Origin of the sequence: Undibacterium sp. Ren11W (assembly GCF_049340485.1) — a bacterium.
Taxonomy (GTDB): domain Bacteria; phylum Pseudomonadota; class Gammaproteobacteria; order Burkholderiales; family Burkholderiaceae_D; genus Undibacterium.
In genome coordinates this window covers 115,357-138,451 of sequence record NZ_JBMPPB010000006.1, presented here as the reverse complement: position 1 = coordinate 138,451, position 23,095 = coordinate 115,357, and the positions used below count along the sequence as shown (strand labels likewise).

The window sequence follows — 23,095 nt, the reverse complement described above, 5'->3', positions numbered from 1 at the left end:
ACCGCCGAAGACAGTACATTAGTACGGCAAGGCGGATGCAACGACGCTGGAGCGGTTTTGCGTAGGTTCTATTTATTTTGACTCTTCACCCAGAAGAGCATGTTTAAGTTTGTCGTCGGCCGGACTGACGCCTAACCAGATTTTCAGCAAGGCGTTATAAAAATTCGGATCTTGTATGGTGTCGCCGATTTTTTTGCCGTTGTACTGACTCACCACGCCGGTACCGGGTAGCCAGTCTACCGTCAAGACATCGCCTTTTTTCATCTCAGGAATAGTGGCAAACATCTGTCCAAAGCTGAGCATGGCATTCACCAATTTCGCTCTTTCAGCCACTTCCGCATTCTTGCGTATGCCATCCATAAAACGCTGACCAAGATCATCGCTACTCAGATCCCGGAGGATGACCAGTGACACCCGTTTTGCGCCCGGTAAAGCCAGCACCTCAGCCGTCGTGGTTTTCTTTTCTGTCATATACAGCGCTGCCGTGTATACCTTGAAAATCACTTTATAGCGGATGCCTGCACCATTGAGCTTGAGTTGCTGCGTGCCGACCTGAGCCGAGTCTTCGATCTTGACACCTGCCAACTCCAGCGCGCCTGCCGGAACGGCAACGGCCAATGCGCATACAGCGAATAACTGTGCCAAGCGACGATTGATACAAATCCCAAATTTCATACTACCCCCAAGAATAGGCCAAACATTAAAAAACGAACGGACGTATTATTTTTTAAATCTAGGATAAAGACAAACTGCACTACTGGCAAGCGAATCGCCCCCAAATAGGCGTACTTAGGAGCAATGCTCTACGGAAAATGTGGATAGCTTACGCAGTATTACAGCAGCTATAATAGGACAGATCTGGCGGGCATTGGTACAGCTTTTCGAAGGCGCCGCGCAAGCCGGACTACAATCGCAACAAGCAGTTGCTTTTAGGGTATATTCCACGCTTCACGAGAATTTCTTATAAGGAAGTATCGTCTTTCAGCCTTACTTCTTAAAAATTGACACCACCTGTTTCCCCTATGCGTCTTATTTACTCTCTCGTCTGGTGGCTGGCATTACCGATAGTCTTACTGCGTCTGTGGCTGCGCGGCCGCCAGGAACCCGGCTACCGCCAGCACATCTTTGAACGCCTCGGGTTTTATTCTGGAAAACCAGATCGCAACACCAAGACGATCTGGGTCCATGCGGTATCGGCGGGCGAAACCCGCGCTGCCGAGCCGCTGATACGCGCCTTATTGCAGCGCTATCCGGATCACCGTATTTTACTCAGTCACATGACCCCAACCGGTCGCGCCACTGGCATCAGCCTGTTTAGCGATGTCGCCGGGCGCATCACGCCGGTCTTTCTACCCTACGACATCGACTCTATGATACGGCGTTTTTTACGCCATTTTTCGCCACGGCTATGCATACTGATAGAGACAGAAGTCTGGCCCAATCTGGTGGCGCAATGCCAGCGTGCCAGATTGCCGGTGACTCTGGTGAATGCCCGCCTCTCGGAAAAATCTCTAAAAAAAGCGATCAAGCTTGCCTCCCTCATCTTGCCAGCAGCCAGAGCTATCCATTACGTCGCCGCGCAATCCGGACCGGATGCAGAACGACTACTCAAGCTCGACGTACAAAGACTCTGCGTCACTGGAAATATGAAGTTTGATGTAAGCCCGCCACCGCAGATGGCAGAACGTGGCGCTCGCTTGCGCCAGCAATTAGGGACGCGCCCGGTGTTTATCTGCGCCAGCACGCGCGACGGCGAAGAAGAACTAATACTCAAGGCCTTCGTCGCACTAGCTCAACCTCGCCCGCTACTGATACTGACGCCGCGTCACCCACAGCGCTTCGATCAGGTTGCGGCCATGCTGACAGCACATCAGCTCACTTATCTGCGGCGCTCCGCACTTGCGTTGGAACAAGCACCAGGCGCGCTGGCGGATACCATCGACGTCGTCCTCGGCGACAGCATGGGTGAGATGTATATGTATTATGCAGCGGCCGATGTCGCCTTCGTCGGCGGCAGTCTGGTCAATCTAGGTGGACATAATTTGATTGAAGCCTGCGCCATGGGCAAACCGGTACTCACCGGTCCCTACACCTTTAATTTTTCTGAAATCACCGAGCAAGCGATCGCCGCCAAGGCCGCACTGCGCGCCGCCGATGCTACTGAGCTCATGGCACTGGCACAGCAACTGATCGCCGACCAGAACAAGCGTAATGCGATGGGGAATAATGCCCACGCCTTCTTCCTGCAACATCAGGGTGCGACTGCAAGAACTATGCAGATGCTGGAACAGTTTCTGTAAATTTCGCTGAATTATTTTTTCAAAAGCATCCCTGCCAACTCGCATATTCCATGCGGCTTTCCAAGGCATATTGGCCTGCAAGGCGCATGGAATATGCGCAACAGGTCGGCCTGTTTTCAAACAAGAAAAGTACTTACAGCTCGGCCCATAGTCGCAAGAGATTGTGATAATGCCCAGTCAAAGCGATCACCTCTGCGCAATCACCCAAACGGGCTCTGAGCTTGTGAATATTCTGGTCTAGCTCAAACAACATTGTTCGCTGCGCATCGTCGCGCACCATGCTTTGGGTCCAGAAAAAGGAACAAACCCGCGCCCCGCGCGTCACCGGAAAAACCTGATGCAAGCTGGTCGATGGATACACGATCAGATCGCCGGCGGGCAGCTTCACCTCATGCGTGCCATAGGTATCGACCACCACCAGTTCGCCACCCTCATACTCGTCCGGCTCACTCAAGAAAAGCGTGGATGATACATCGGTACGTAAGCTCACGCCGCTACCGGGCAATTTGCGCACCGCGCCATCAACGTGCAAACCGTAATGTTGACCACCTTCGTAACTGTTAAAGAGCGGCGGTATCGTGGTGCGTGGCAAGGCGGCAGCGAAAAACAGGGGATTTTTTGCCAGCGCTGCCAGTACGATCTGACCTAATTCCAGACTCAATGGCGAGTGTTCAGGCAACTGCCGGTTCTGCTTCACTTGCGCCCCCTGCGCGCCCACAGTGGCGCGGCCATCGGTCCAATCCGCATTCGCAAGCTTGCTACGGATTGCCGCCACCTGCTCGGCACTCAAGACCTGAGGGATATGTAACATCATAAAAATTTCCTTGAAAAACCAAAAAGCCCCAACAATGAAAACGACACATCGTTGGGGCAGTAATTACGTCTCACTATAGATGTAGCTCAGGCTCGATTAGAACGCGACATTGGCCGTCACACTAAAAGAGCGCGGCGCACCCGGTGTGTAGCGATAGCCGCTCTTATTGATAGATGCCACGTATTCTTTATCGGCAAGGTTATATAGATTCAGTTGCAAATCGAGATTTTTAGTCACGCGATAAGAGGCCATTGCATCAAACACCCAATACGCTTCGGTATTGACAGGAGTGCCAACGGCGCCGTCTTTACCACGCGTTAGCTGATCTACAAAGCGTGCGCCACCGCCCAGCTTCAAGCCCATAGGCAATGTGTACGAGGTCCAGGCGGTAAAGGTCTGCTTAGGTGTGTAATTGAGATTATTTACACCACTGGCGGTGACCACACTACCCGCTTCCACACTGGTATCCATATACGCGTAGCCGGCACTGATCAGCCAATTACGGAACACCTCTCCAGTGACGCCTAACTCCAACCCTTGCACACGTTTTTTACCGGTCTGGCGATAGGTCAAATCGAGCGGATCTTGCTCAACTTCGTTCTTCACTTCAGTTTGGTAAAGCGCCGCCGTGAATGCCAGTTTTTGCTGCAAGAAATCCCATTTGGTACCGATCTCTTTGGTGATGGTTTCTTGCGGATCAAACTTAGGATTTGCGGCACTATTAGCTTGCGCACTCAAGGCAAAACTATTCCCGCCCGGTGGCAGTTTCGAAGTCGCCACCATCGCATATACGCTGCTGTCGGCAGTTGGTTTATACAAAGCAGCCAACTTGCCGTTGATCAAAGTACCGCTGGTGTCGATTGCCAGCGCGCTCATGGTGCCTGCTGGGATCCCAGTGCCAGTCAAAGCCGTGATACTGGTATAAGTAGTGCTGTAATGATCGGCGCGCAGGCCTAGATTAAATTGCCACTGTTCACCCAGCTTCAACGTATCAAACACATAGGCACTTTGGGTACTGGTGCTGCCATCACTGCGAGCGCCGTTGCGCTGCAGCTTCAGACCGGCAACCGGAGCACTGGGGTCAGGGTGATACAAATTGACCGTCGCTAAAGTTCCTAATCCGCTATACGAATAATTTATTTGCTTCTCGTTGATAAATTCCAGGCCTGTCACCAAGGAGTGCGCAATGGCACCAGTGATAAATTGTGTGCTCAGCGTGGTCTGATTGGCGAGTATTTCGTTGATCTGATCTTTCACGGTAGGAATGGTGCGTATCAGGGCCCAGCTAGCCAAATTAGTGGCAGATGGCGTCAATACAGTGTCGGCACGTGCCAGATAAGAAGTGAGTAAATAATTCTGACTGGTCTTACCGTAGCGGCTAGTATTTTGCAATTTGCTAGTAGCTGAAAAATCATGCTCTACGCGTACCGTCGCCATATCGGCAGTGACATTATTAAAATCAGTCAAGCTTCCGTAAAAATTCTTAGGGTCGACCTTAGGTGCAGCGGCGATGAACGGGCGTTTAGGGTCCGGACTAGCGTAACCAGGCAAGCCTATGGTAGGCACACCGCCATCGGGTAAATTATCTTGCTTCACTTGCAGATAATTCAGATTCACGCGGGTCGCGCCATTTAAACCAAAGGCTAGACTAGGAGCAATGGCCCAACGCTTGTTTTTCACTTCGTCACGCGCTGGATTGCCACTATCCTGATCCATCAGATTGAGGCGAAAGGCGGTGCCGGTCTCGGCGTTAATGACTTTATTCCAATCCGCCGTAACGCGTTTATTACTGCCGCTACCGGCGGTGAGCAGCGAGTAAAAAGCATCTTCCAGTGTCGGCTGTTTTGAACTTAAATTGATAGACCCAGTTGGCGAACCACGTCCACTATCGGTACCTGCCGGGCCTTTCAAGACATCGATCTGCTCAATATTAAACATGTCGCGCGAGATCGAACCGAGATCGCGCACACCATCGACATAAATACTGCCCGAGGTATCAAAGCCACGCATGTAGACCGCGTCACCAGTACTGGTACTGCCATTTTCACCCAAGAAAAACGTACCCACGCCAGGCGTATTGCGCAGCGCATCGGTCAAGGTTACTGCACCTTGCTGCTCTATCAGCTCGCGCTTGATGACGGTGATGGTTTGCGGAGTATCGACCAGCGCTTCGGTGTACTTGACCGAGGCAGCCTTATCGGCTTTGAAATCATTCACCCCCGCTTTGCTTCTTTCGCCAGAGACACTGATCTCTTTCAGGCTCTGCGTACTTCTCTCGTTTTTTGTCGCTGCGGGGCTAGCAAGCACATCGGCGGCCAGCGCTGTTTGCGCCGCTAAAGGCAGTAGCATCAGCGCTACTGCGCTACTCATCTGTACCGAAATTTTTTGTTTGGGAGTGTTAGTTGCGTGCTTGCGACTGGTAATGAAAGCCATGAAATCTCTCTGAAAATGTTAAAAGAGTAGCTGGCTATTCACATACGACGCCTGACGAATGACAGGCGTTGATACTTCGTTGGCTGGCGGGAAGGTGCTGCGATTTTTAGTATTGTAACGAAGTCTAACTGAAGTGTAAATGAGAATTAATATCATTTAAGTCGATCCGTGCTTCCAAGACTTTCTGATGACTTAGCGCCGCCAATCGCACAGCAAGACATAAAATCCTAGAGCTATGGCCAGGGCAGGCGTAAAATTCGCGTCCTCGAACTGAGCTTAAACTCAGCTTAACAATTTTTGGATTACCAAGCATGTCACTACGCTTTTCAATTAAACGCAGCGCAATGAGCGCGCTATTGTGTCTACTTAGTTGCGCAACTTCAAGTAGTATTGCCAGCGACGCTGAACCGAGTAAAGCGCCTGTGCAGACCGCTATCAAGCAAGGCATGCTCAGTTTGGAGAACTTGTATCACCCCACCAAAAAACTCAGCTTCGAGATGGCTGCGTTGACGCAATTATCCTGGGATAAGCAAGACCGTCTGATAGAGTCACAAGTAAGGGATGGTGCCTTACAGTTATTCGTGATCGATACTCAGACCTGGGAAAAACAGGCACTGCCTCTGGATGGTAATTTATTGCACCTACTCAAGAGCGCCGCTATCGAAGAGAAACAGGCGCTCAAAATTACAGAAAAACTCGCACCACAGATTAGCCCGGAAATCAACGTCTACATTTTCAATTACAGGAACGACATCTGGCTGCTCGACCTAAAAAATCAGCAAGCTCGCGCCTTAACTAGCACTCCGGAGGTAGCGGAAGATGAGCCCTTACTCTCGCCCGACTTGAAGACTGTCGCCTACCTGAAAGGCAATGATCTATATGTTACCGATCTGGCCAGCGGCCAGGAAACCCGCCTGACTACGGGTGGCAGCGAGACCGTGTTTAATGGAAGGCTAGACTGGGTCTATCAGGAAGAGGTTTACGGACGCGGCTCTTTCCGCGCCTTCTACTGGTCGCCGGATTCGCAACGCATCGCCTTTCTGAGCTTAGACGAAACTAAGGTGCCGCTCTACACACTGGCGGGCGAGCATGCACAACCACTCAAAACTAATCTCACTCGCTATCCCAAAGCGGGCGATCCAAATCCGCTGGCCAAACTAGGCGTGGTCGATCTGCAAGCCAGAGTAAGCTGGCTCGCAGATCCCTATCCAGACCAGGAAAGTCTAATCGTTCAGGTCGGCTGGACACCCGATGGCAAACTAATCAGCGCCTGGCAAGATCGCGTACAAACCTGGTTGGATTTGCGCATCAATACGCTCAACGATCACAGTAAGCTGATCCTGCGCGAAACCAGCCCCGCCTGGACCGAGCGCCTGCCATTGCCGCACTTTCTCAAGGACGGCAGTTTTATCTGGGAATCGGATCGCACTGGCCATCGTCATCTGTATCGCTATCGATTAGATCAAGGCAAATACACCTTGCAAGCAGCCATCACAGAGGGCGACTGGGATGTGCGCCAGGTCTACGGCATAGACCAAAGCAAGGGCAAAGTCTTATTCTCCGCCAACGCGCATAATCCTATCGGCGTTGATCTATACGCCGTCAATCTGCAAGGTGGCGATCCGCAAAGATTAAGCACCGAAGGGGGCGTGCATAAAGTGCGCTGGAACGCTACCTACACCCAGTACCTCGATAGCTGGAGCGGCCTCAGGCAAACGCCTAAACAAGCCTTATTTAGCGACAACGGTGCATTACTCAAATTGGTCGACGATCAGGGTATCCCTGAAAACATGCGAGGACTAAAACTGGCCACGGTCAAGCAGCAGCAAATCAAGGCGCGCGATGGCCACTTACTGGAAAGCCTGTTATTTCTACCGCCCAATTTTGACCCGAGAAAAAAATATCCGGTGTATCAGCATCTGTATGCCGGACCGATGGCGCCGCAAGTAATCGATCGCTGGACTAGCAATCTGTGGCATCACTTTTTAGCTCAACAAGACTATATAGTCTGGATACTCGACAACCGCAGCGCCAGCAATAAGGGCGTTGCCAGCGCCTGGCCCATCCACAAAAAACTCGGCCAGCTAGAGCTGCAAGATCAACTCGATGGGTTGGCATGGTTAGCGAGCCAGGGCTGGGCCGATATGGAACGTATCGCCCTCAATGGCTGGAGCTATGGCGGCTATTTCACCTCGTATGCCATGACGCATAGCCAGGCCTGGAAGATCGGTCTGGCTGGTGCACCAGTCACCGATTTCCGTCTGTACGACAGCATCTACACCGAGCGCTATATGGGTCTGCCGAAAGACAATGCCGAAGGCTACGATCAGGCCAGCGTATTGAAGGCCGCCAAAGACCTGAGCGGCAAGCTACTCATTATGCACGGCACCATGGATGACAATGTACACCCGCAAAATTCCATCATGCTGATCGATGCATTGATCAAAAATGGTAAAGACTACGAGTTGCAGCTCTACCCCAATAGCGATCACAGCGTGCGTGGTGATTGGGAGACCTGGTCACTGCAAAAAGCCAGATGGAACTTCATCAAAAATAATTTATAAGCCGACTGAACAGTTACGCCTGACAAATGACAAGGATCTAAGACAGTTGCACCAGTTCACCGGCCTGATTGAAAGCCAGATACTGGCTGATATTGCCATTACGTAGAGACTGCACCATCATGTCCAGTGGACGATTCGCTTCTTCCGTGCTCGGTGCAAGTCCATTTTTGCCTGACATCGTCGTCACAAAGACGATATCCCAAGGCTTGCCAGTATGTGCAGACTCGGCTGCCAGATGGGCAAAATCGCGCAATTCAGTCGTCAATTTATCGACACACATGACGGCAGTGAGTGCGCCCCCCTGACGGTTTTCAAACGCTTGTTTTTCTTCCGCATTAAGCCCCGGTGGCAGCTCGGCTTTGGCAAACATAAACAACAGTCTTTGCGGCTGCGATTGCGCTTTGGCGGCGTCTAATAGATCGGTAAAACTGCTAATTTCCACGATGTTCTTCCTAGTGTTAATTCAAATTTTTCATAGAATAAGCTTACGCTAACTTATCTTTCCGGCATACCAAGTACCCAGAATTTCTTGAGGTCTATCAAGGAAAAGCGGGGGCCTAGGGTTATAATGCCAGACGCGAGCGGGCTTCAAAATAAGCAATTTAACAAGCTTTGTTTTGCGGCAATTGCCCTAAATACATGCTCTTAAATACTCAATCAAAACAATCACGACATTAAATAAAATACCGAACTATTTTTCCGGTATTTTTTCGCTTTTTACCTGTTTTTATTTGTTACTTTTAAATTATTTATCTCTTATTTGTTCATTATTATTTATTGATCATCCGCAAGATATACATAGATTTTCCTTTGCTATTTACACAGTAACAAGTTAATTGCCCGCTATTCAACTAAGATTACAGCGCCCTACTTACCATTACCACTCCATCCAGATGAACGCCAACGAAAAAATGCTAGGACTGACAGAAATGTCGCCACAAGAAATCTCTCTCGATGTATTAATCGAAAAATATGCCAAAGGCGAAGAAAGCAGTATCCAGGACGTACAAGCGCGCGTTGCCAGCGCCTTAGCCAGTGTAGAGCAGCCCGATTTCCAGGCTTACTACGAAGAAAAATTCTTGTGGGCACAAAAAAATGGTTTCGTCCCAGCTGGCCGGATTAATTCCGCCGCGGGTATGGATTTGCACGCCACCCTGATCAACTGCTTCGTACAACCGGTAGGCGATTCGGTCTCGTCCACCACCAATGGCAAGCCTGGCATTTATACCGCCTTGTCCGATGCGGCAGAAACCATGCGTCGCGGCGGCGGTGTCGGTTACGATTTCTCCACCATACGTCCAAAAGACGCCTTGGTTCGCGGCACCCGCTCACGCGCCTCCGGCCCGGTCTCTTTCATGCAAGTCTTTAACGCATCCTGCTCCACGGTAGAGTCGGCCGGTGCGCGCCGTGGTGCGCAAATGGGCGTGTTGCGTGGCGACCATCCTGATATTCTTGAATTCATCCGTTCCAAAGACCAGGGCGGCCTGACTAATTTTAATATCTCCATCGGCGTTACCGACGAGTTCATGAACGCCGTCGCCAACGACACCGATTTCTGTCTGGTGCACAAAGCAGAACCTGGCGACGAGAAAAAAGAAACCGGTGCCTATCTGCGTGAAGATGGCCTGTGGGTACACCAGACCGTCAGAGCACGCGATCTGTGGGACGAAGTCATGAAGTCGACTTACGATCACGCAGAGCCAGGTATCTTGTTCTTGTCGCGCATGAATGCAGAAAACAATCTGTACTACTGCGAAACCATAGAAGCGACCAACCCTTGCGCCGAGCAGCCTTTGCCCGATTATGGCTGCTGCTGCCTCGGCTCGGTCAATCTGACGCGTTTCGTCAAAGCGGCATTCGGGAATACTGCCAGCTTTGACTTTGAAACATTTAAAGAAGTCGTCACGTTGGCGATTCGCATGTTGGACAATGTGCTGGAAGCCACTGCATGGCCATTGCCACAGCAAAAAGCCGAAGCCATGTCGAAACGCCGTATCGGCCTGGGTTTTTTGGGTCTGGGCAGCACGCTGGTGATGATGGGTCTGCGTTACGACTCTGACGAAGGCCGCGCCCTAGCACAAAAAATCTCAGAGGTCATGCGCGACACGTCGTATCTGGCATCGATAGAACTGGCCAAAGAAAAAGGCGCGTTCCCACTGTTTAACAGCACTAAATACTTGGCTGGCGTTTTCGCCAAGCGTCTGCCAAAAGCTATCCGTAGCGCCATGTCCAAACACGGTCTGCGCAATTCGCATCTGCTGTCTATCGCGCCTACCGGCACCATCACCTTGGCCTTCGCCGACAATGCCTCGAACGGTATAGAACCAGCTTTCTCATGGGTCTACAACCGTAAGAAACGTATGGCCGTTGGCGACAGCAAAATCTATGAAGTCGCCGATCACGCCTGGCGCCTGTATCGCCACTTGGGTAACGACGTTAGCGATGACAGTAAGTTGCCGCATCAATTTGTCACTGCCCTCAATATGTCGGCCAGCGATCACATGAAGATGCTGGAAGTGGTGCAACCCTTTATCGATTCAGCGATTTCAAAAACCGTCAACGTGCCGGCTGATTACCCTTATGCAGACTTCCAAGATCTGTACATGGACGCCTGGCGTGCAGGTCTGAAAGGCCTCGCCACCTACCGCCCTAACAGTATTTTAGGTAGCGTCTTGTCAGTCGCGTCGGCAACGCCAGCAGCGGTCGTCAATACCGTGCCGGATGATGATTTGCTGCGCAAGCAATTCGATGGACGCCCGTTCGGCGACCTAGAATCAGTCACCTCTAAAGTGCAGTACATGACTTACGAAGGCAAGAAAACGGTCTATCTGACGGTCAGCTTCATCCACATCCAGGGCATGGTAGGCGGTGAACGCGCCACTATCGAAAGGCCTTTCGAGTTCTTCATGCCAGCTGGTCAGAAGAATGATGGCCAGCAATGGATCTCGGCCAGTATGCGTCTATTGTCGATGGCTGCCCGTTCGGGTGGCTCGATCGCCAAAGCGCTGGCCGACATGCGTGAAGTGGTATGGGACAAGGGCACGGTACGTTGCGGCATGATCACCAAAGAAGACGGATCACAAGCGCCAATGTTCCATGAGTCCGAAGTAGCCGCCATCGGCTACTCGCTGCAACGCATCTTGATGAAACGCGGCTTTTTGGATGCAGCTGGCAACCAGGTACCGATCACCGTCCTGGCAGACAAATTCAAAAACAAAACCTTAGCCTACGGCATGGACGACCTTGCCTACGAAGCAGATGCGGCACCCATCACCTATACAGCAACCGGTAAAAAATGCCCGGATTGCGGTGCCTACGCCTTGCAAAAAATCGACGGCTGCAGCCGTTGCGTTTCTTGCGGCTATGTAGGTGCTTGCGGTTAATTCCACTGCAAACTAATGTCGATTGAAGTGTGAAAAGGGCCAGTGAAAATCACTGGCCCTTTTTCTTTCCGTCGTGCTTTAACTCAGAAATAAACTGAGCGAGCATTTCATGAATGTAGCTGGGACGGTGAGGAATCCCTGACTCTCAAGCTACATTGCCAACGCAGCAGACCAATGGCGTAGCTGACATAGTAAGCGGCCAAAGTACCGAAGATCAACAAAGTGATTGGGCTCCTCAAGAAGTCTTCAGGCATTGCTGCGCTCGACGCCATAAGGCCGTACTGTTGCACCAGACGATAGGCGATACGGCCAAACAATAAAACAGAGAGCGCAATACCAAGGTGAGCATTCGGCGTGTAGAACTTACCAGCGGGCTGGTCTTCGAACACTGTTAGTCGAAGACCGTATAGGCCCAAGGCTGCGCCGACTACTGCGCCCAATAGCAAGACTAGGGCATTGACGGGATCAGACAGCGAAGAAAAAAGTAAGAACACGAGCAAGCTAGGAAATAAAGCAATCGTGATCCAGGCTCGCACACCCGAGAATTTTTGACGACCTAGCATGCGGCGAATGCGAGAGTAAATACGCCAGACAACGAGCGCGCCGATACCGATAGTCAAAAAAGTTGTAGAAGACGCTGGAAGTGCCACTGTGAATCTCCGATACCTAGAAATGTCCGCCACCGTGCTTGGCGAATTGGACCTTGCTTGCAGAATATTTCAAGAGAAAACTCTTAAAACTCGCTTGTCATTTAGTGTAATTATCGAAGCAAAGGAACTTCATCGGTCCAGTAGTCCAGATCGCTATCGGTGCGTGTCATGTGACGTAGTCCGCCTCCGAACGCACCTATCTTCTTCGAATCAGGGTATTCGCAGACTTCGGCCGGCAGCATGGTGCTGACTGACATATAGGCCAATTCTTCGGCCGAGTCATTGATAATCTGATGCGCCGTTTCCGGCCCTCCGGTCGGGCAGCATATGACGTCACCGGCGCGGATTTTTCGTGTCTCCTCACCATACCGTAGCAAGCCACTGCCCTTCACGATGAAGAACATCTCCTCTTCCGCTCTATGGCTGTGAAAAGGACATGAGCGTTTTCCAGGTGGCACAACATCATAGGAGTAACCCAGCTCTTTCGCACCCAGTTGCGGCCCGATACGGACGGCGTTGCATTCGAACATATCGCCCTTTTGAAAATGCTCCAGCTCCAATTCGTCGATGTTGACGACTCTGGTATTGATCACGCTCATGATTCATTTCTCCTTAAAATTACAATTGAAAAAAACGAAGTTTCATATCCCGATTAACTACAACAAGTTAAGCTGACTCAGTGTTCCGCGTGTGCTTCAAAATGCAAAAGATCATACCAGCATGTGCCCAACTGAAAGCAGCGTTTGGCATGACCAAATTGCGTAAAGCCATTCGCTAACAGTACTTTGACGGAAGCCGGATTCTCTGGCCTGGAAGTCGCTTCTACACGCCACAAGCCCAGCTCAGAAAATGCCTGTTGCAAAGCCAGGCGCACCGCTCCTTTGGCTACACCACGGCCTTGATGCTCCTGGCCGACCCGGTAACCCAAAGCGGCCTGCTGCAAATGCGGGCGTTTAACTTGCGTCAGGTTGACTCTGGCTAGTAGAACACCATTTTCTCTTACCAAAAACTGATAAGCGAGGTCCTTGGCAGCATCGTGCTGCGCGCTCTCTATGGCTTGCGCCACGCCAGATAGGGAATAATAGTCAGCCGGTCGGGCGTTGATCCAGGTTTCAAAGTAACTCCGGTTACTTAGCTCGAATGCATACAATGCTTCAATGTCAGCGAGCGTGGGCGGCTGTATCGTTAATGCGGGCATAGGTGGATAAATGAAAATGGAAAATCAATATTGTAAGCAGGAATAGTTATGACAAATGCTTTGCTGGAGACACTGATTCATCAATAGTCGATAAAGAGTGGCGCCAGCAAATGAACCTATTTTTTACTTCAGCGCGATCGCTTTATCATCAGCGCCAGTCGGGCCACCTTGGGCGCGACCATAATTGGTGACGATATAGGCACTGGCCAAGTTCGCGACGCGAGTCAGCATCAGATTGTCATGCACGCCAAACAGGAAGCCTGCAGCCATGGCATCTGCACGTTGAAAAAATTCTGGTATCGCCACTATTTTTCCATCCGCATCGGTAATTTTGACGCGCATCAGCACGCCTGAACTTCCTGCCAACGGTCCCAGGAATACGCGCGTAGCACCACGGGTAAATTCCAGCTCTTCAACGATAGGCTCTATGGTCAGACTGCGTCCGTTGTCTGCCTTTTGGTTCCAGCTTTCCAAAGATGGTGCTAAATCTTTTGCCAGATTTGCCTGGATTTTTTCCAGGCCAGCAGCGCTACCTTTGTAGCCGGCTTTAAACACGGCTGGTTTAACAGTAATCCGACTATAGGAAGAAAACGCCTCGCTAGGGGCTGGGTTGGTCGCAGTGCTGGCTTTGACTTTGGTAGCGCAGCCTTGCATCAGGGATAAGGCCAAAAGGCAAGCAGCAGCCACGGAAAACACGCGTATCGATTTTTTCATCATAGTTAAAAGTAGTTTTTAAAGTAAACCCGGGCATAGCCTTAGGCCATCGCTGTTAGGGCTAGAGCCGTGTTATACCAGTAAACGTATCACTTTCACCAATAAAATTTAAAGAATAGTTAACTTTTATACCCTGTTAGTAAGCAAGCCCAGCAGATTGCCGGTATTTTGAAAATGGGCATGGCCCAACGCGCATATCCCATGCGCCTGCTGGCGGCATGTATGAAGAAGCGCATGGAATATGCGCGCTGGCCGTACCCTGTTTTATTTTTCTAAATATGTGCAAGAACTAGCGTCGCCAGTCGCTTTCGATGAAGCTCAGCACACTGTCTTCGTAGTGTGGCCCGATTACGGTGTGTGCCTCTTGTTTGACGGCGGCGATCGCGTTTTCCATAGCGATGCCACGGTGGGCGGCGCGCAGCATGCTGACGTCGTTGACATGGTCGCCAAACACCACAATCTCACGCTCGGCCAAACCATAGCGCTGCGCCAGCGTTTGTATCGCCTGATCTTTGCTGGCACGTTTATCGTGCACTGTAAGCCAGGGCCAACCGGGCAGATACAGATCGTCGGCCACATGGGTCTCGACCGCATCGCCGCATAAGGCGACGATCTCGGCTTGCAGCGCCAGCAAGGCTGGCTCACGGTCTATGATGACGAAAGTGACCACCGGATCGTGCAAGTGATCCTGCAAGCGCGCGGTATGGCGCAGGCGCGGATCGGCATTACGCAGACGCTCGTCGACAAAGCCTTGCTGGCCCTGATTTTGCGCCACCTGATAAAACAATTGATCACGCACGCCGTTGTGGGTGGCGAAAAACGGCATCATCCCTAAGCGCCGTATCAACGCAAAAATAGCCTGTGCCAGCGCTGGCTCCATTGCATGCACTAGTTCATGCCGCTCACTGTCCATATTCCCGATATACGCGCCATTGCCCGAGATGACAGGCAAGGACAAAGGCAGATCGCCCAGTATGCTGCGGATAGACGAGACATGGCGCGCACTGGCCACAGTAAACAACAAACCCTGCTGCAGTAAGCTAGTCAGCCCCGCGCGGCTACGTGCCGAGAGCTTACCATCCCTGTCCAGCAAGGTTCCATCAAGATCAGATACATACAGCGTCATACTTTCACTTTCTAAGCCGGCAATAGCACACAGGTAAAAAAAATAATTAAAAATTCATGCAAGGGTATTTTACGCGCTGCAGATTACCATCTGACAACGCGCTAGCGCAAAGCAGCGCAACTTAGAAATTAGCATCAGCAAGGCGGAGGCAGGTAGTGGCAGCTAGCTGATAATTTGTAGCAAAAAAACCAAGTAGCTAATTGCCATGTATTATAGGCGCTTGGATGCAGTTTGCAGCCTGCCTGATGCGCGTTTTACATGCTGATTATGGGCAGGGCGTTAATTAAGCTGGTTTCTTTAGTTCTACTTTAGGATTAATTTATGAACCATTTCTCATCGCCAGAACATGCTTCTCCACCAAGCACCGCCACTTTGTCGCCAGCCAGCTCCGTACAGCGAGAATTGCAAGCAGGTTTGCTGGCAGCAAAGGCGCATACCTCGCCAAAATATTTTTACGACAATGTGGGATCGGTCTTGTTCGAGGCCATCTGCGAATTGCCGGAATATTATCCCACCCGCACCGAGGCCGATATTTTTAGCCGCCACTTATCAGAAATGGCGCATGTCATCGGTAGCGGCACCACCCTCATTGATATGGGAGCGGGCAATTGCGCTAAAGCGGCACGCCTGTTTCCGCAACTGCATCCTCAGCAATATGTTCCTATCGATATTTCTGTCGATCATTTACAAGAATCGGTCAAGCGTCTGCAACAGCGTTTTCCACATATAGAAATGACCGCCTTAGGGCTAGATTTTTCTACGCCCTGGGCCTTGCCGGATGAAGTGCGTCCCGATAAGCGTCTGTTCTTTTATCCGGGCTCGTCGATAGGTAATTTCGACCAGGATCAGGCACTCGCATTTTTACGCCAGATGCACGCCGCCTGCCAAGTCACTGACACTGCTGGCAATGGGTCGGTTGTCGATGGAGGTATACTGATAGGCGTGGATTTGATTAAAAACCACAAGCTACTCGATGCCGCCTATGATGATGCGCTCGGTGTCACCGCCGCCTTCAATTTGAATTTACTGCGTCATGTGAACCGCGTGTTAGCCAGCGATTTTAAGGTCAGCGATTGGCAGCATGTGGCCTTTTTTAATCCTGATCAGGCGCGTATAGAAATGTATCTGGAAGCGCGCTCAGAGGTGACAGTACGCTGGCCAGGTGCAGAGCGCCATTTTGCGCAAGGACAGCGCATCCATACCGAAAACAGCTATAAATACAGCATCCCTTCTTTCCTACACTTATTAGAGCAGGCCGGCTTTGGCAGGGCGCGTTACTGGTGCGACCCTGCAGGCTGGTTTGCCGTGTTCTACGCTCAGGCTTTTTAAGCGAGCAAAACATGAATCAGGACACGCAATTATTCAAGCGCTGGCAGCAAGTCAGGGCCCGCTCACTTGCCATCGCCGAGACTTTGTCAGCCGAAGATTGCCAGGCGCAATCTATGCCCGAAGCGAGTCCGGTCAAATGGCATTTGGCGCATACCACCTGGTTTTTTGAAACCTTTATTCTGGAAACACTGGAACCTGGATTTAAGCCTTTTCATCCGGCATTTCGTATGCTGTTTAACTCTTACTACGATGCGGTCGGCGAAAAGCAAGTACGCGCACAACGCGGCTTATTGACGCGCCCCAGCCTGGAGCAAGTGATCGCGTATCGGCATGATGTAGATGCTCGCCTGCAAGCGCTGTGGCAACAACAGACGTCAACACCTTGGGCCGATTTGCTGGAACTGGGTTTGCAGCACGAACAACAACACCAGGAGTTAATGTTAAGCGATATCAAACATCTGTTCTCGTGCAACCCGCTGCTGCCGGGGCTGTTTGTCACAGCTTTACCGGAGCCGCACTGGGCCAGTCCTTTCACCTGGCAAAGCTATCAGGCGAGCTTGTTGGAGATAGGCCACAGTGGCAAGAACTTTTGCTTTGACAATGAGATCCCACGCCATCGCCAATTTGTCGAAGGCTTTGAAATAGCGACCCGGCTGGTAAATAATGGCGAATATCTAGCCTTTATAGAAGCGGGTGGCTATCAAAATCCCGCGCTATGGCTGGCCGAAGGATGGGACAGTATCAAATCCGAACAAGTGCGCCATCCGCTTTACTGGCACTTACACGGGCCGCAATGGCAAGAATTTGGTTTGCACGGGCTACAAGATCTGGATCTGCATAAGCCAGTCTGTCATCTCAGTTATTTCGAAGCGGCCGCCTATGCGCACTGGGCTGGGGCGCGTCTGGCCACCGAAGCCGAATGGGAATACGCGGCGCAGCAAGCCAAGCCGCCACAGCAATTATTCGATCATTGCTGGCAATGGACCAGCAGCAGCTACGCGCCCTACCCCGGCTATCAGATACCGGCCGGCGCGATAGGCGAGTACAACGGCAAATTCATGGTCAACCAATATGTATTGCGCGGCTCCTCGGCCTTAACGCCAGCACATCACACGCGTGCCACCTACAGAAATTTTTTCCCGGCCACGACGCGCTGGCAAATGAGCGGGATACGCCTGGCTCGCTCCTTAAGTGCCGAGCAGCCAGAAGAAGCTTGATCTTACCTGCCAAAAACTGGCCTGCAAGCGCCGCTCTACCCCTGGCTATCAAGCATTGCGCAGACTAGCTATCGCTGGCCGCGTCGCTTAGGTAAAATAGGCCCATTCATTCCATGCACCAACTCTGGCCCGGCCCACCCTGACTCCATGACACTCCACGTTTTTCCGCCGCACCCGAAACTGGCCAAACTACTCATGCATATTCTGGTGCTGGAACTGGATGCCTGCGAATCATCTATCCCGGCCAGTTTGTCGCCGTCGGTAATGCTACTGATACGCGGCAGCGTACAAGTGGAACAAGCGGACGGCAGCCTGCTGACTGTTCCACGCTGTATTTTGCGCGGGCCCTTCGATCGGGTCGTACATTCATTTTCTGCACCCAAGACCCTGTCGATTTCGGTAGGGCTGCGGCCGGGCATGCTGCATCAGGCCACCGGCATACTGCCGGCCACGGTGCTATCGAGTTATCTGCCTATGCAAGAAGTGACTGATCCCCTGCGAGTCGGCCGCTTGCTAGCTGCCATTGATGAGGCGCGCGAGATCGCAGACTATGTCGCACTGTTTCAGGATTTTTTGCTGGAGACGTTGGACCACCAGAAAAAGCCCAGCATGGGTGCCAGTTTTTTGGCGGCGCATCAGAAAATGTTTTCCCCTTTAATCGACCTGTCTCTGACCTTCGGCATAGGCGAGCGGCAACTGGAGCGCCGTGTGCGCGAAGCCTTCGGCGTCAATTTGCGCGATACCCGCAGAGTGGTGCGCTTTGGCTGGTCTTTGTTGCGCATCATAGGCATGCCGGTAGGCTGGGGTGACCTGACCCGTATTGCACACGACTCCGGTTATTACGATCAAGCCCATATGCATAAAGAATATCTGGAACTGGCTGGCATCTCGCCGATCGCCCTCTTGCAAAAAATTGCCAGCGACGATCCCGCCTACTGGCTGTACCGCCTCAGCGAGCAAGATACCAGGAAACTTTTTTTACCGGTCTGATGTCGGGTCGGTACAAATTTGACAGATCCATACAAGTAATTACGCAACAGTCTCTCTAGAATCCGCACTATTGATCGCAATAGAATTTTTATATTTTGGAGAGCATGATGAATCCCGTAGTTCTTAAAAACGTCAGCAAGATCTACCATCTGGATGCCGTTGCAGTGCCGGCCCTGACTGACATCAACCTGGAAATCCGTCCCAATTGCTTCACCGTTATTTCCGGTCCATCAGGCAGTGGTAAGACCAGTCTGCTCAATCTGATAGGCTGCATAGACCGGCCAGATCAGGGCGAAGTCATCGTCGCAGGGCAAAACATCAACAGCATGAGCGACGACGCTTTATCGGATTTCCGTGCCCAGCATCTGGGCTTCATCTTTCAGAACTTCAACTTACTGCCTGTGCTGAGTACCTATGAGAATATCGAGTACCCGCTGCTACTGAGTAAGATGCCAGCGGCCGAGCGCAAGCAACGCGTGCTGACACTGCTGGACGCGGTAGGTTTGTCGGATCGGGCGCAAAACCGTCCCGGCCAATTGTCTGGCGGCCAGCGCCAGCGCGTGGCAATTGCGCGGGCCCTGGCAACTTCACCGAGACTGGTGTTAGCCGACGAGCCTACTGCCAATCTGGACAGCCAGACCGGTGCCGCCATCATCGCGCTGATGCGCCAGATGCAGCGTGAGCATCAGGTCTCGTTTGTGTTTTCTTCGCATGACCCACAAGTGCAGGCCGAAGCCGACGATGCCATCTTTATCCGCGACGGCCGCATTACCCACATAGAACAGCGTAAGCCAGTTGTTGCCGCCGCCGGAGTATCCGCATGAAGACCCTATCGCTAGCCCTGCGTAATTTGCTGCGTAACCGCCGTCGCTCTCTGACCACTTTACTTGCCATGATCATCGGCCTGGTCACCATTCTGGTATTTGGCGGCTATAGTCGTAACGTGATCTTTGCAATGCAAACCGGCTATGTGCAATTGCACGGCCATCTACAAATTCAACACAAGGATTATTTTCTGTATGGCAGCGGTAACCCGGCCGCGTATGGTATCGCCGATTATCAGAACATGATGGATAAGGTAAAAAAAGACCCGGTGCTGGCACCGATGCTGACCATGGTCACGCCCAAGCTGCAACTGGGCGGCATCGCCGGCAATTTTTCCGCCGGGGTCTCGAAGAACGTGATCGCCAGCGGTGTCTTGGTAGACGATCAAAATAAGATGCGCCTGTGGGACGATTACGGTAGCGCTAGCTACACGCCGCAGATAGCACTGGCAGGCACAGCCCAGGACGCGGTCGTGATAGGCACTGGCGTGGCGCGTATGCTGCAACTGTGTGGCCCGCTCAAGGTCAGCAATTGCAGCCAGACCGCTACTACATCAAGCACAGCAGCAGCATCTACCAATGCGGCACTGCCAGATGACATCGCCGCGCTTTCAAAGCTGGAAACCAATCAGGAACAACACAAGGGTGCCACCAGCATAGAGATGCTGGCAGCCAATCTGCATGGCGCACCGAATGTCGCCAGCTTAAATGTGATCAAGGCCGAGAACTGGGGGCTGAAGGAATTCGATGACAGCTACATGGTCATGCATTTAGCGCAGGCACAAAGGCTGATCTTTGGTGCCGATGCACCGCAAGTAACCGCAATACAAATACAGCTGCAGCATACGGCACAGATGCCCCTCGCTAAAGCACGTCTGGCAGAACTATTGAAACAGAGCGCGGCCCCCATGGAGCTACTGGGCTTTGCCGAGCTGGCACCGATTTATGGCCAGACCATACAATTTTTTGATTCAGTATTTGGCTTCATCGCCACCCTGATAGGCGTGATAGTGCTGTTCACGGTGGGTAATACCATGAGCATGGCGGTCGTCGAGCGCACCACAGAAATCGGCACCCTGCGTGCCATCGGCCAAAGGCGCGGCGGCATCCGCCGTCTATTTGTCTGCGAAGGCATGTTGCTGGGCGTGATAGGTGCCGTTCTGGGTGTCTTGGCGGCCTTGTTGATCGCCTATCTGATCAACCATGCCGGCTTAACCTGGACCCCACCCGGCTATGTGTACGCTTATCCGCTCAAGGTCAGGATCTGGGGCGATCTGGGCTTGATCTTTGGCAGCGCCAGCGGCCTGTTTCTGGTGGCAGTGATCTCAGCCTTGTGGCCCGCCAATCGCGCCGCCAAAATGATGATCGTTGACGCCTTACGCCACGTATAGAAAGAGATCATGATGAAAAATTTATTCAGTAAATCGGCGCTGGCTAGCCTGAGCTTGAGTCTGCCAATAAGTCTGACAATAAGTTTGACACTGGGTCTGACACTAAGCCCGGCCATCGCCGCGCCCCCGGATGCGCAAAGCATACTAGCGGCCAGCGATGCAGTGCGCAATCCCGATTTTCCGTTTGGACTGACCACTACCCTGATCGAATATCGCAACGGCAAACAAACCGATAGCAGTACGCTGGCGGTATATTCCAGGGCTGATACCAAGAGCGGACAATTTCGCAACCTGATACGCTTTGTGGCACCGGCGCGTGACGCGAATAAACTGATGCTGAAAAACGGCAATGACTTGTGGTTTTACGACCCTGCCAACAAGGCCAGCATACGGATCTCACCGCAACAAAGACTACTCGGGCAAGCCGCCAACGGCGACGTTGTCACCGTCAATCTGGCCAAGGATTATCAGGCCAGCCTGGCTGCCGAAGAAGATACCCAAGACGGCGAGCGCCAGACCCGCCACTGCTACAAACTGGCGCTGGCGGCCATCACACCAGACGTCACCTACCATCACATCGAGTTGTGGATAGACACCAGTAACAACCACCCGATCAAGGCACGCTATTACACAGAAAGCGCACGGCTCTTGAAAACGGCGTATTTCCGCCATTACCAAAAACAGCTGGGACAAGAGCGCCCTACCGAAACCGTGATCATAGACGGCCTCGATCCGCAATGGGTCACGCTACTGCGCCTGTCCGACTACGCCAAACGCGAAGTGCCGGAAGCCTGGTTACAACGCGATTATCTGTCACGCTTCAAGCCCGATTAAGCCATGCTTAAGTTCCGTCTTTTTGCGTTTTTTCCTACGTTTTTTTCTACGTTTTTGTCGGCGTTTTTTTCAACGGCGCTGGCGCAAGCCCCTGATGATCTTGATGCCCTGACATTAGCCGATAGCGCGGCCGATAAGGCCCCCGCTGCGGTCAGCGACTGGCACAGCTTTATCGAAGGCGCGCTTGGGCAAAGCCAGCCACGCCAGGGCAAGCACAACAGCAATCGACGCATCTCGCTAGACCTACAATTTGAGCAGCGCTTTGCACCCGGCTGGCGTGCCGTCTTCTCCGACCGCCTCGATCTCAACCGGCAACAGCAACAAGCTCATGAGTCGCTTGCCAACGACGTCAACACGGTGAGAGAAGCCTATCTGAGCTGGCAGCCACAGCCGCAGCAGTTAGCCGATCTGGGGCGCATCAACGTCCCCTACGGGGTCGCCAGCGGCTATAACCCAACTGATTTTTTTCGCGGCAATGCGGTGCGCTCGGTAGTCTCGGTCGATCCCGCCAGCCTGAAAAAGAACCGTATGGGCAGCGTCATGCTGCGCGGCCAACATCTGTGGGATAGCGGCTCCGTCACCGCCCTGTACTCGCCCCAATTAGCGCAGCAGCCCAATTCCGGCAGCTTTAATCCCGATCTGGGCGCGACCAATTCGCAAGATCGCTGGCTGATCGCGCTCAGCCAAAAACTGCCTGACGGTATTGTGGGCGATATCACTCCGCAATGGATAATCCATGGAGCGGCCCAGGCTGCGCCCCAAATCGGGATGAACCTGACCACCCTGCTCAACGACGCTACAGTAGCGTACCTGGAATATTCGGGCGGCCGCAGCCGTTCCATGCTGTCGCAAGCTTTGCATGGCAAAGACGATAGTGCGTTTCGCAATCGCCTGGCAAGCGGCCTCACCTACACCACAGCCAGCAAGCTGTCGCTGACGCTGGAATATGAATACAACGGCAGCGCCCTCAACGATCAGGGCTGGAGTGCCTTGCGAAACGGCATCAAGCATGGCGCCGCGCTACCCTATCTGCAATACCGGCAGTGGCAGCAAAACCAACAAGAACTGGCCACCAGAGAGGAAGTATTTTTGTATGCCAGCTGGCCAGATGCCATGCTCCAGCATCTCGATCTAAGCGCCATGCAAAAACTCAATCTGGCCGACCACAGTCGCCTGTCGTGGCTAGAAGCGCGCTACCATCTGGAGCACGTGGACCTCGCCCTGCAATGGCAGCGCAACAGTGGAGAACTCAGCAGCACCTACGGTGCCGCTTTGCAAAAATACAGCTGGCAGGCGCTGCTGCGCTACTATTTTTAAGCGGCACAACC

At 52.3% G+C, this 23,095-nt stretch carries 19 protein-coding genes; 10 read left to right on the top strand and 9 right to left on the bottom strand.

The genetic code is table 11. The features are described from left to right. Positions 1-72 precede the first annotated feature (72 nt). On the bottom strand, positions 73-675 hold the full coding sequence (locus ACO0K8_RS14785; protein WP_422947427.1) for a chalcone isomerase family protein: 603 nt from the start codon (positions 673-675) through the stop codon (positions 73-75). Positions 676-1,022: 347 nt separating this feature from the next. Between ACO0K8_RS14785 and waaA the strand changes: the two genes are divergently transcribed. Then, complete coding sequence (waaA, locus tag ACO0K8_RS14780) at positions 1,023-2,300, top strand: lipid IV(A) 3-deoxy-D-manno-octulosonic acid transferase (RefSeq protein ID WP_422947426.1); 1,278 nt, start codon at positions 1,023-1,025, stop codon at positions 2,298-2,300. Between the two features lie 133 nt (positions 2,301-2,433). On the opposite strand, the gene ACO0K8_RS14775 is transcribed toward waaA, so the two are convergent. Together ACO0K8_RS14775 and ACO0K8_RS14770 are read right to left on the bottom strand one after the other, a co-directional pair. Next, positions 2,434-3,114: a Fe2+-dependent dioxygenase gene (locus tag ACO0K8_RS14775; protein WP_422947425.1), complete on the bottom strand. Its 681-nt coding sequence runs from the start codon at positions 3,112-3,114 to the stop codon at positions 2,434-2,436. A gap of 96 nt (positions 3,115-3,210) precedes the next feature. Then, positions 3,211-5,547 carry a catecholate siderophore receptor Fiu gene (locus tag ACO0K8_RS14770; protein ID WP_422947424.1) on the bottom strand — a complete coding sequence of 779 codons (2,337 nt, stop codon included), beginning with the start codon at positions 5,545-5,547 and terminating at the stop codon, positions 3,211-3,213. A 311-nt stretch (positions 5,548-5,858) separates the two neighbouring features. On the opposite strand from ACO0K8_RS14770, the gene ACO0K8_RS14765 reads away from it, so the two are divergent. Beyond that, complete coding sequence (locus ACO0K8_RS14765) at positions 5,859-8,111, top strand: DPP IV N-terminal domain-containing protein (RefSeq protein WP_422947423.1); 2,253 nt, start codon at positions 5,859-5,861, stop codon at positions 8,109-8,111. Between the two features lie 37 nt (positions 8,112-8,148). Here the strand turns inward: ACO0K8_RS14765 and ACO0K8_RS14760 are convergent, their stop codons facing one another. Continuing rightward, a complete protein-coding gene (locus tag ACO0K8_RS14760) occupies positions 8,149-8,553 on the bottom strand; it encodes a ribonucleotide reductase subunit alpha (RefSeq protein WP_422947422.1) in 405 nt (134 codons plus the stop codon). Positions 8,554-9,004: 451 nt separating this feature from the next. On the opposite strand from ACO0K8_RS14760, the gene ACO0K8_RS14755 reads away from it, so the two are divergent. Next, positions 9,005-11,494, top strand: coding sequence for an adenosylcobalamin-dependent ribonucleoside-diphosphate reductase (locus ACO0K8_RS14755; protein ID WP_422947421.1), 2,490 nt, complete (start codon positions 9,005-9,007; stop codon positions 11,492-11,494). A 107-nt stretch (positions 11,495-11,601) separates the two neighbouring features. Here the strand turns inward: ACO0K8_RS14755 and ACO0K8_RS14750 are convergent, their stop codons facing one another. The 5 genes from ACO0K8_RS14750 to ACO0K8_RS14730 all read right to left on the bottom strand — a co-directional run bounded on the left by ACO0K8_RS14750 (position 11,602) and on the right by ACO0K8_RS14730 (position 15,182). Next, positions 11,602-12,144, bottom strand: coding sequence for a hypothetical protein (locus ACO0K8_RS14750; RefSeq protein ID WP_422947420.1), 543 nt, complete (start codon positions 12,142-12,144; stop codon positions 11,602-11,604). Between the two features lie 110 nt (positions 12,145-12,254). Further along, positions 12,255-12,743, bottom strand: coding sequence for a cupin domain-containing protein (locus ACO0K8_RS14745; protein ID WP_422947419.1), 489 nt, complete (start codon positions 12,741-12,743; stop codon positions 12,255-12,257). Positions 12,744-12,820: 77 nt separating this feature from the next. Further along, positions 12,821-13,342 carry a GNAT family N-acetyltransferase gene (locus ACO0K8_RS14740; RefSeq protein WP_422947418.1) on the bottom strand — a complete coding sequence of 174 codons (522 nt, stop codon included), beginning with the start codon at positions 13,340-13,342 and terminating at the stop codon, positions 12,821-12,823. 123 nt (positions 13,343-13,465) lie between these two features. Further along, complete coding sequence (locus ACO0K8_RS14735) at positions 13,466-14,059, bottom strand: hypothetical protein (RefSeq protein ID WP_422947417.1); 594 nt, start codon at positions 14,057-14,059, stop codon at positions 13,466-13,468. Between the two features lie 286 nt (positions 14,060-14,345). After that, positions 14,346-15,182 carry an HAD hydrolase family protein gene (locus ACO0K8_RS14730; protein WP_422947416.1) on the bottom strand — a complete coding sequence of 279 codons (837 nt, stop codon included), beginning with the start codon at positions 15,180-15,182 and terminating at the stop codon, positions 14,346-14,348. A 321-nt stretch (positions 15,183-15,503) separates the two neighbouring features. Here ACO0K8_RS14730 and egtD point away from each other — a divergent pair, with 321 nt between their 5' ends. The 7 genes from egtD to ACO0K8_RS14695 all read left to right on the top strand — a co-directional run bounded on the left by egtD (position 15,504) and on the right by ACO0K8_RS14695 (position 23,084). After that, entirely contained in the window at positions 15,504-16,511 is a 1,008-nt protein-coding gene (gene egtD, locus ACO0K8_RS14725; protein WP_422947415.1) for an L-histidine N(alpha)-methyltransferase, read from the top strand. A gap of 11 nt (positions 16,512-16,522) precedes the next feature. After that, positions 16,523-17,728, top strand: coding sequence for an ergothioneine biosynthesis protein EgtB (gene egtB, locus ACO0K8_RS14720; protein WP_422947414.1), 1,206 nt, complete (start codon positions 16,523-16,525; stop codon positions 17,726-17,728). Between the two features lie 147 nt (positions 17,729-17,875). Continuing rightward, the gene (locus ACO0K8_RS14715; RefSeq protein ID WP_422947413.1) at positions 17,876-18,718 is read left to right on the top strand and encodes a helix-turn-helix domain-containing protein; all 843 of its coding nucleotides are present in this window, start codon (positions 17,876-17,878) and stop codon (positions 18,716-18,718) included. 107 nt (positions 18,719-18,825) lie between these two features. Further along, on the top strand, positions 18,826-19,542 hold the full coding sequence (locus ACO0K8_RS14710; RefSeq protein WP_422947412.1) for an ABC transporter ATP-binding protein: 717 nt from the start codon (positions 18,826-18,828) through the stop codon (positions 19,540-19,542). Then, complete coding sequence (locus ACO0K8_RS14705; protein ID WP_422947411.1) at positions 19,539-20,933, top strand: ABC transporter permease; 1,395 nt, start codon at positions 19,539-19,541, stop codon at positions 20,931-20,933. Before ACO0K8_RS14710 ends, ACO0K8_RS14705 begins: the two co-directional genes overlap by 4 nt. A 12-nt stretch (positions 20,934-20,945) precedes the next feature. Continuing rightward, a complete protein-coding gene (locus ACO0K8_RS14700; protein WP_422947410.1) occupies positions 20,946-21,767 on the top strand; it encodes an outer membrane lipoprotein-sorting protein in 822 nt (273 codons plus the stop codon). A 3-nt stretch (positions 21,768-21,770) separates the two neighbouring features. Beyond that, positions 21,771-23,084: a hypothetical protein gene (locus ACO0K8_RS14695; RefSeq protein ID WP_422947409.1), complete on the top strand. Its 1,314-nt coding sequence runs from the start codon at positions 21,771-21,773 to the stop codon at positions 23,082-23,084. Positions 23,085-23,095: the final 11 nt, after the last annotated feature.

Excerpts from the sequence above, each read along its gene's own strand:
- ACO0K8_RS14705 (WP_422947411.1), top strand. The coding sequence starts at position 19,539 with ATGAAGACCCTATCGCTAGCCCTGCGTAATTTGCTGCGTAACCGCCGT.
- egtD (WP_422947415.1), top strand. The coding sequence starts at position 15,504 with ATGAACCATTTCTCATCGCCAGAACATGCTTCTCCACCAAGCACCGCC.
- ACO0K8_RS14730 (WP_422947416.1), bottom strand. The coding sequence starts at position 15,182 with ATGACGCTGTATGTATCTGATCTTGATGGAACCTTGCTGGACAGGGAT.
- ACO0K8_RS14740 (WP_422947418.1), bottom strand. The coding sequence starts at position 13,342 with ATGCCCGCATTAACGATACAGCCGCCCACGCTCGCTGACATTGAAGCA.
- ACO0K8_RS14715 (WP_422947413.1), top strand. The coding sequence starts at position 17,876 with ATGACACTCCACGTTTTTCCGCCGCACCCGAAACTGGCCAAACTACTC.
- ACO0K8_RS14765 (WP_422947423.1), top strand. The coding sequence starts at position 5,859 with ATGTCACTACGCTTTTCAATTAAACGCAGCGCAATGAGCGCGCTATTG.
- waaA (WP_422947426.1), top strand. The coding sequence starts at position 1,023 with ATGCGTCTTATTTACTCTCTCGTCTGGTGGCTGGCATTACCGATAGTC.
- ACO0K8_RS14755 (WP_422947421.1), top strand. The coding sequence starts at position 9,005 with ATGAACGCCAACGAAAAAATGCTAGGACTGACAGAAATGTCGCCACAA.
- ACO0K8_RS14775 (WP_422947425.1), bottom strand. The coding sequence starts at position 3,114 with ATGATGTTACATATCCCTCAGGTCTTGAGTGCCGAGCAGGTGGCGGCA.
- ACO0K8_RS14770 (WP_422947424.1), bottom strand. The coding sequence starts at position 5,547 with ATGGCTTTCATTACCAGTCGCAAGCACGCAACTAACACTCCCAAACAA.
- ACO0K8_RS14700 (WP_422947410.1), top strand. The coding sequence starts at position 20,946 with ATGAAAAATTTATTCAGTAAATCGGCGCTGGCTAGCCTGAGCTTGAGT.
- ACO0K8_RS14710 (WP_422947412.1), top strand. The coding sequence starts at position 18,826 with ATGAATCCCGTAGTTCTTAAAAACGTCAGCAAGATCTACCATCTGGAT.
- ACO0K8_RS14745 (WP_422947419.1), bottom strand. The coding sequence starts at position 12,743 with ATGAGCGTGATCAATACCAGAGTCGTCAACATCGACGAATTGGAGCTG.
- egtB (WP_422947414.1), top strand. The coding sequence starts at position 16,523 with ATGAATCAGGACACGCAATTATTCAAGCGCTGGCAGCAAGTCAGGGCC.
- ACO0K8_RS14735 (WP_422947417.1), bottom strand. The coding sequence starts at position 14,059 with ATGATGAAAAAATCGATACGCGTGTTTTCCGTGGCTGCTGCTTGCCTT.
- ACO0K8_RS14695 (WP_422947409.1), top strand. The coding sequence starts at position 21,771 with ATGCTTAAGTTCCGTCTTTTTGCGTTTTTTCCTACGTTTTTTTCTACG.
- ACO0K8_RS14785 (WP_422947427.1), bottom strand. The coding sequence starts at position 675 with ATGAAATTTGGGATTTGTATCAATCGTCGCTTGGCACAGTTATTCGCT.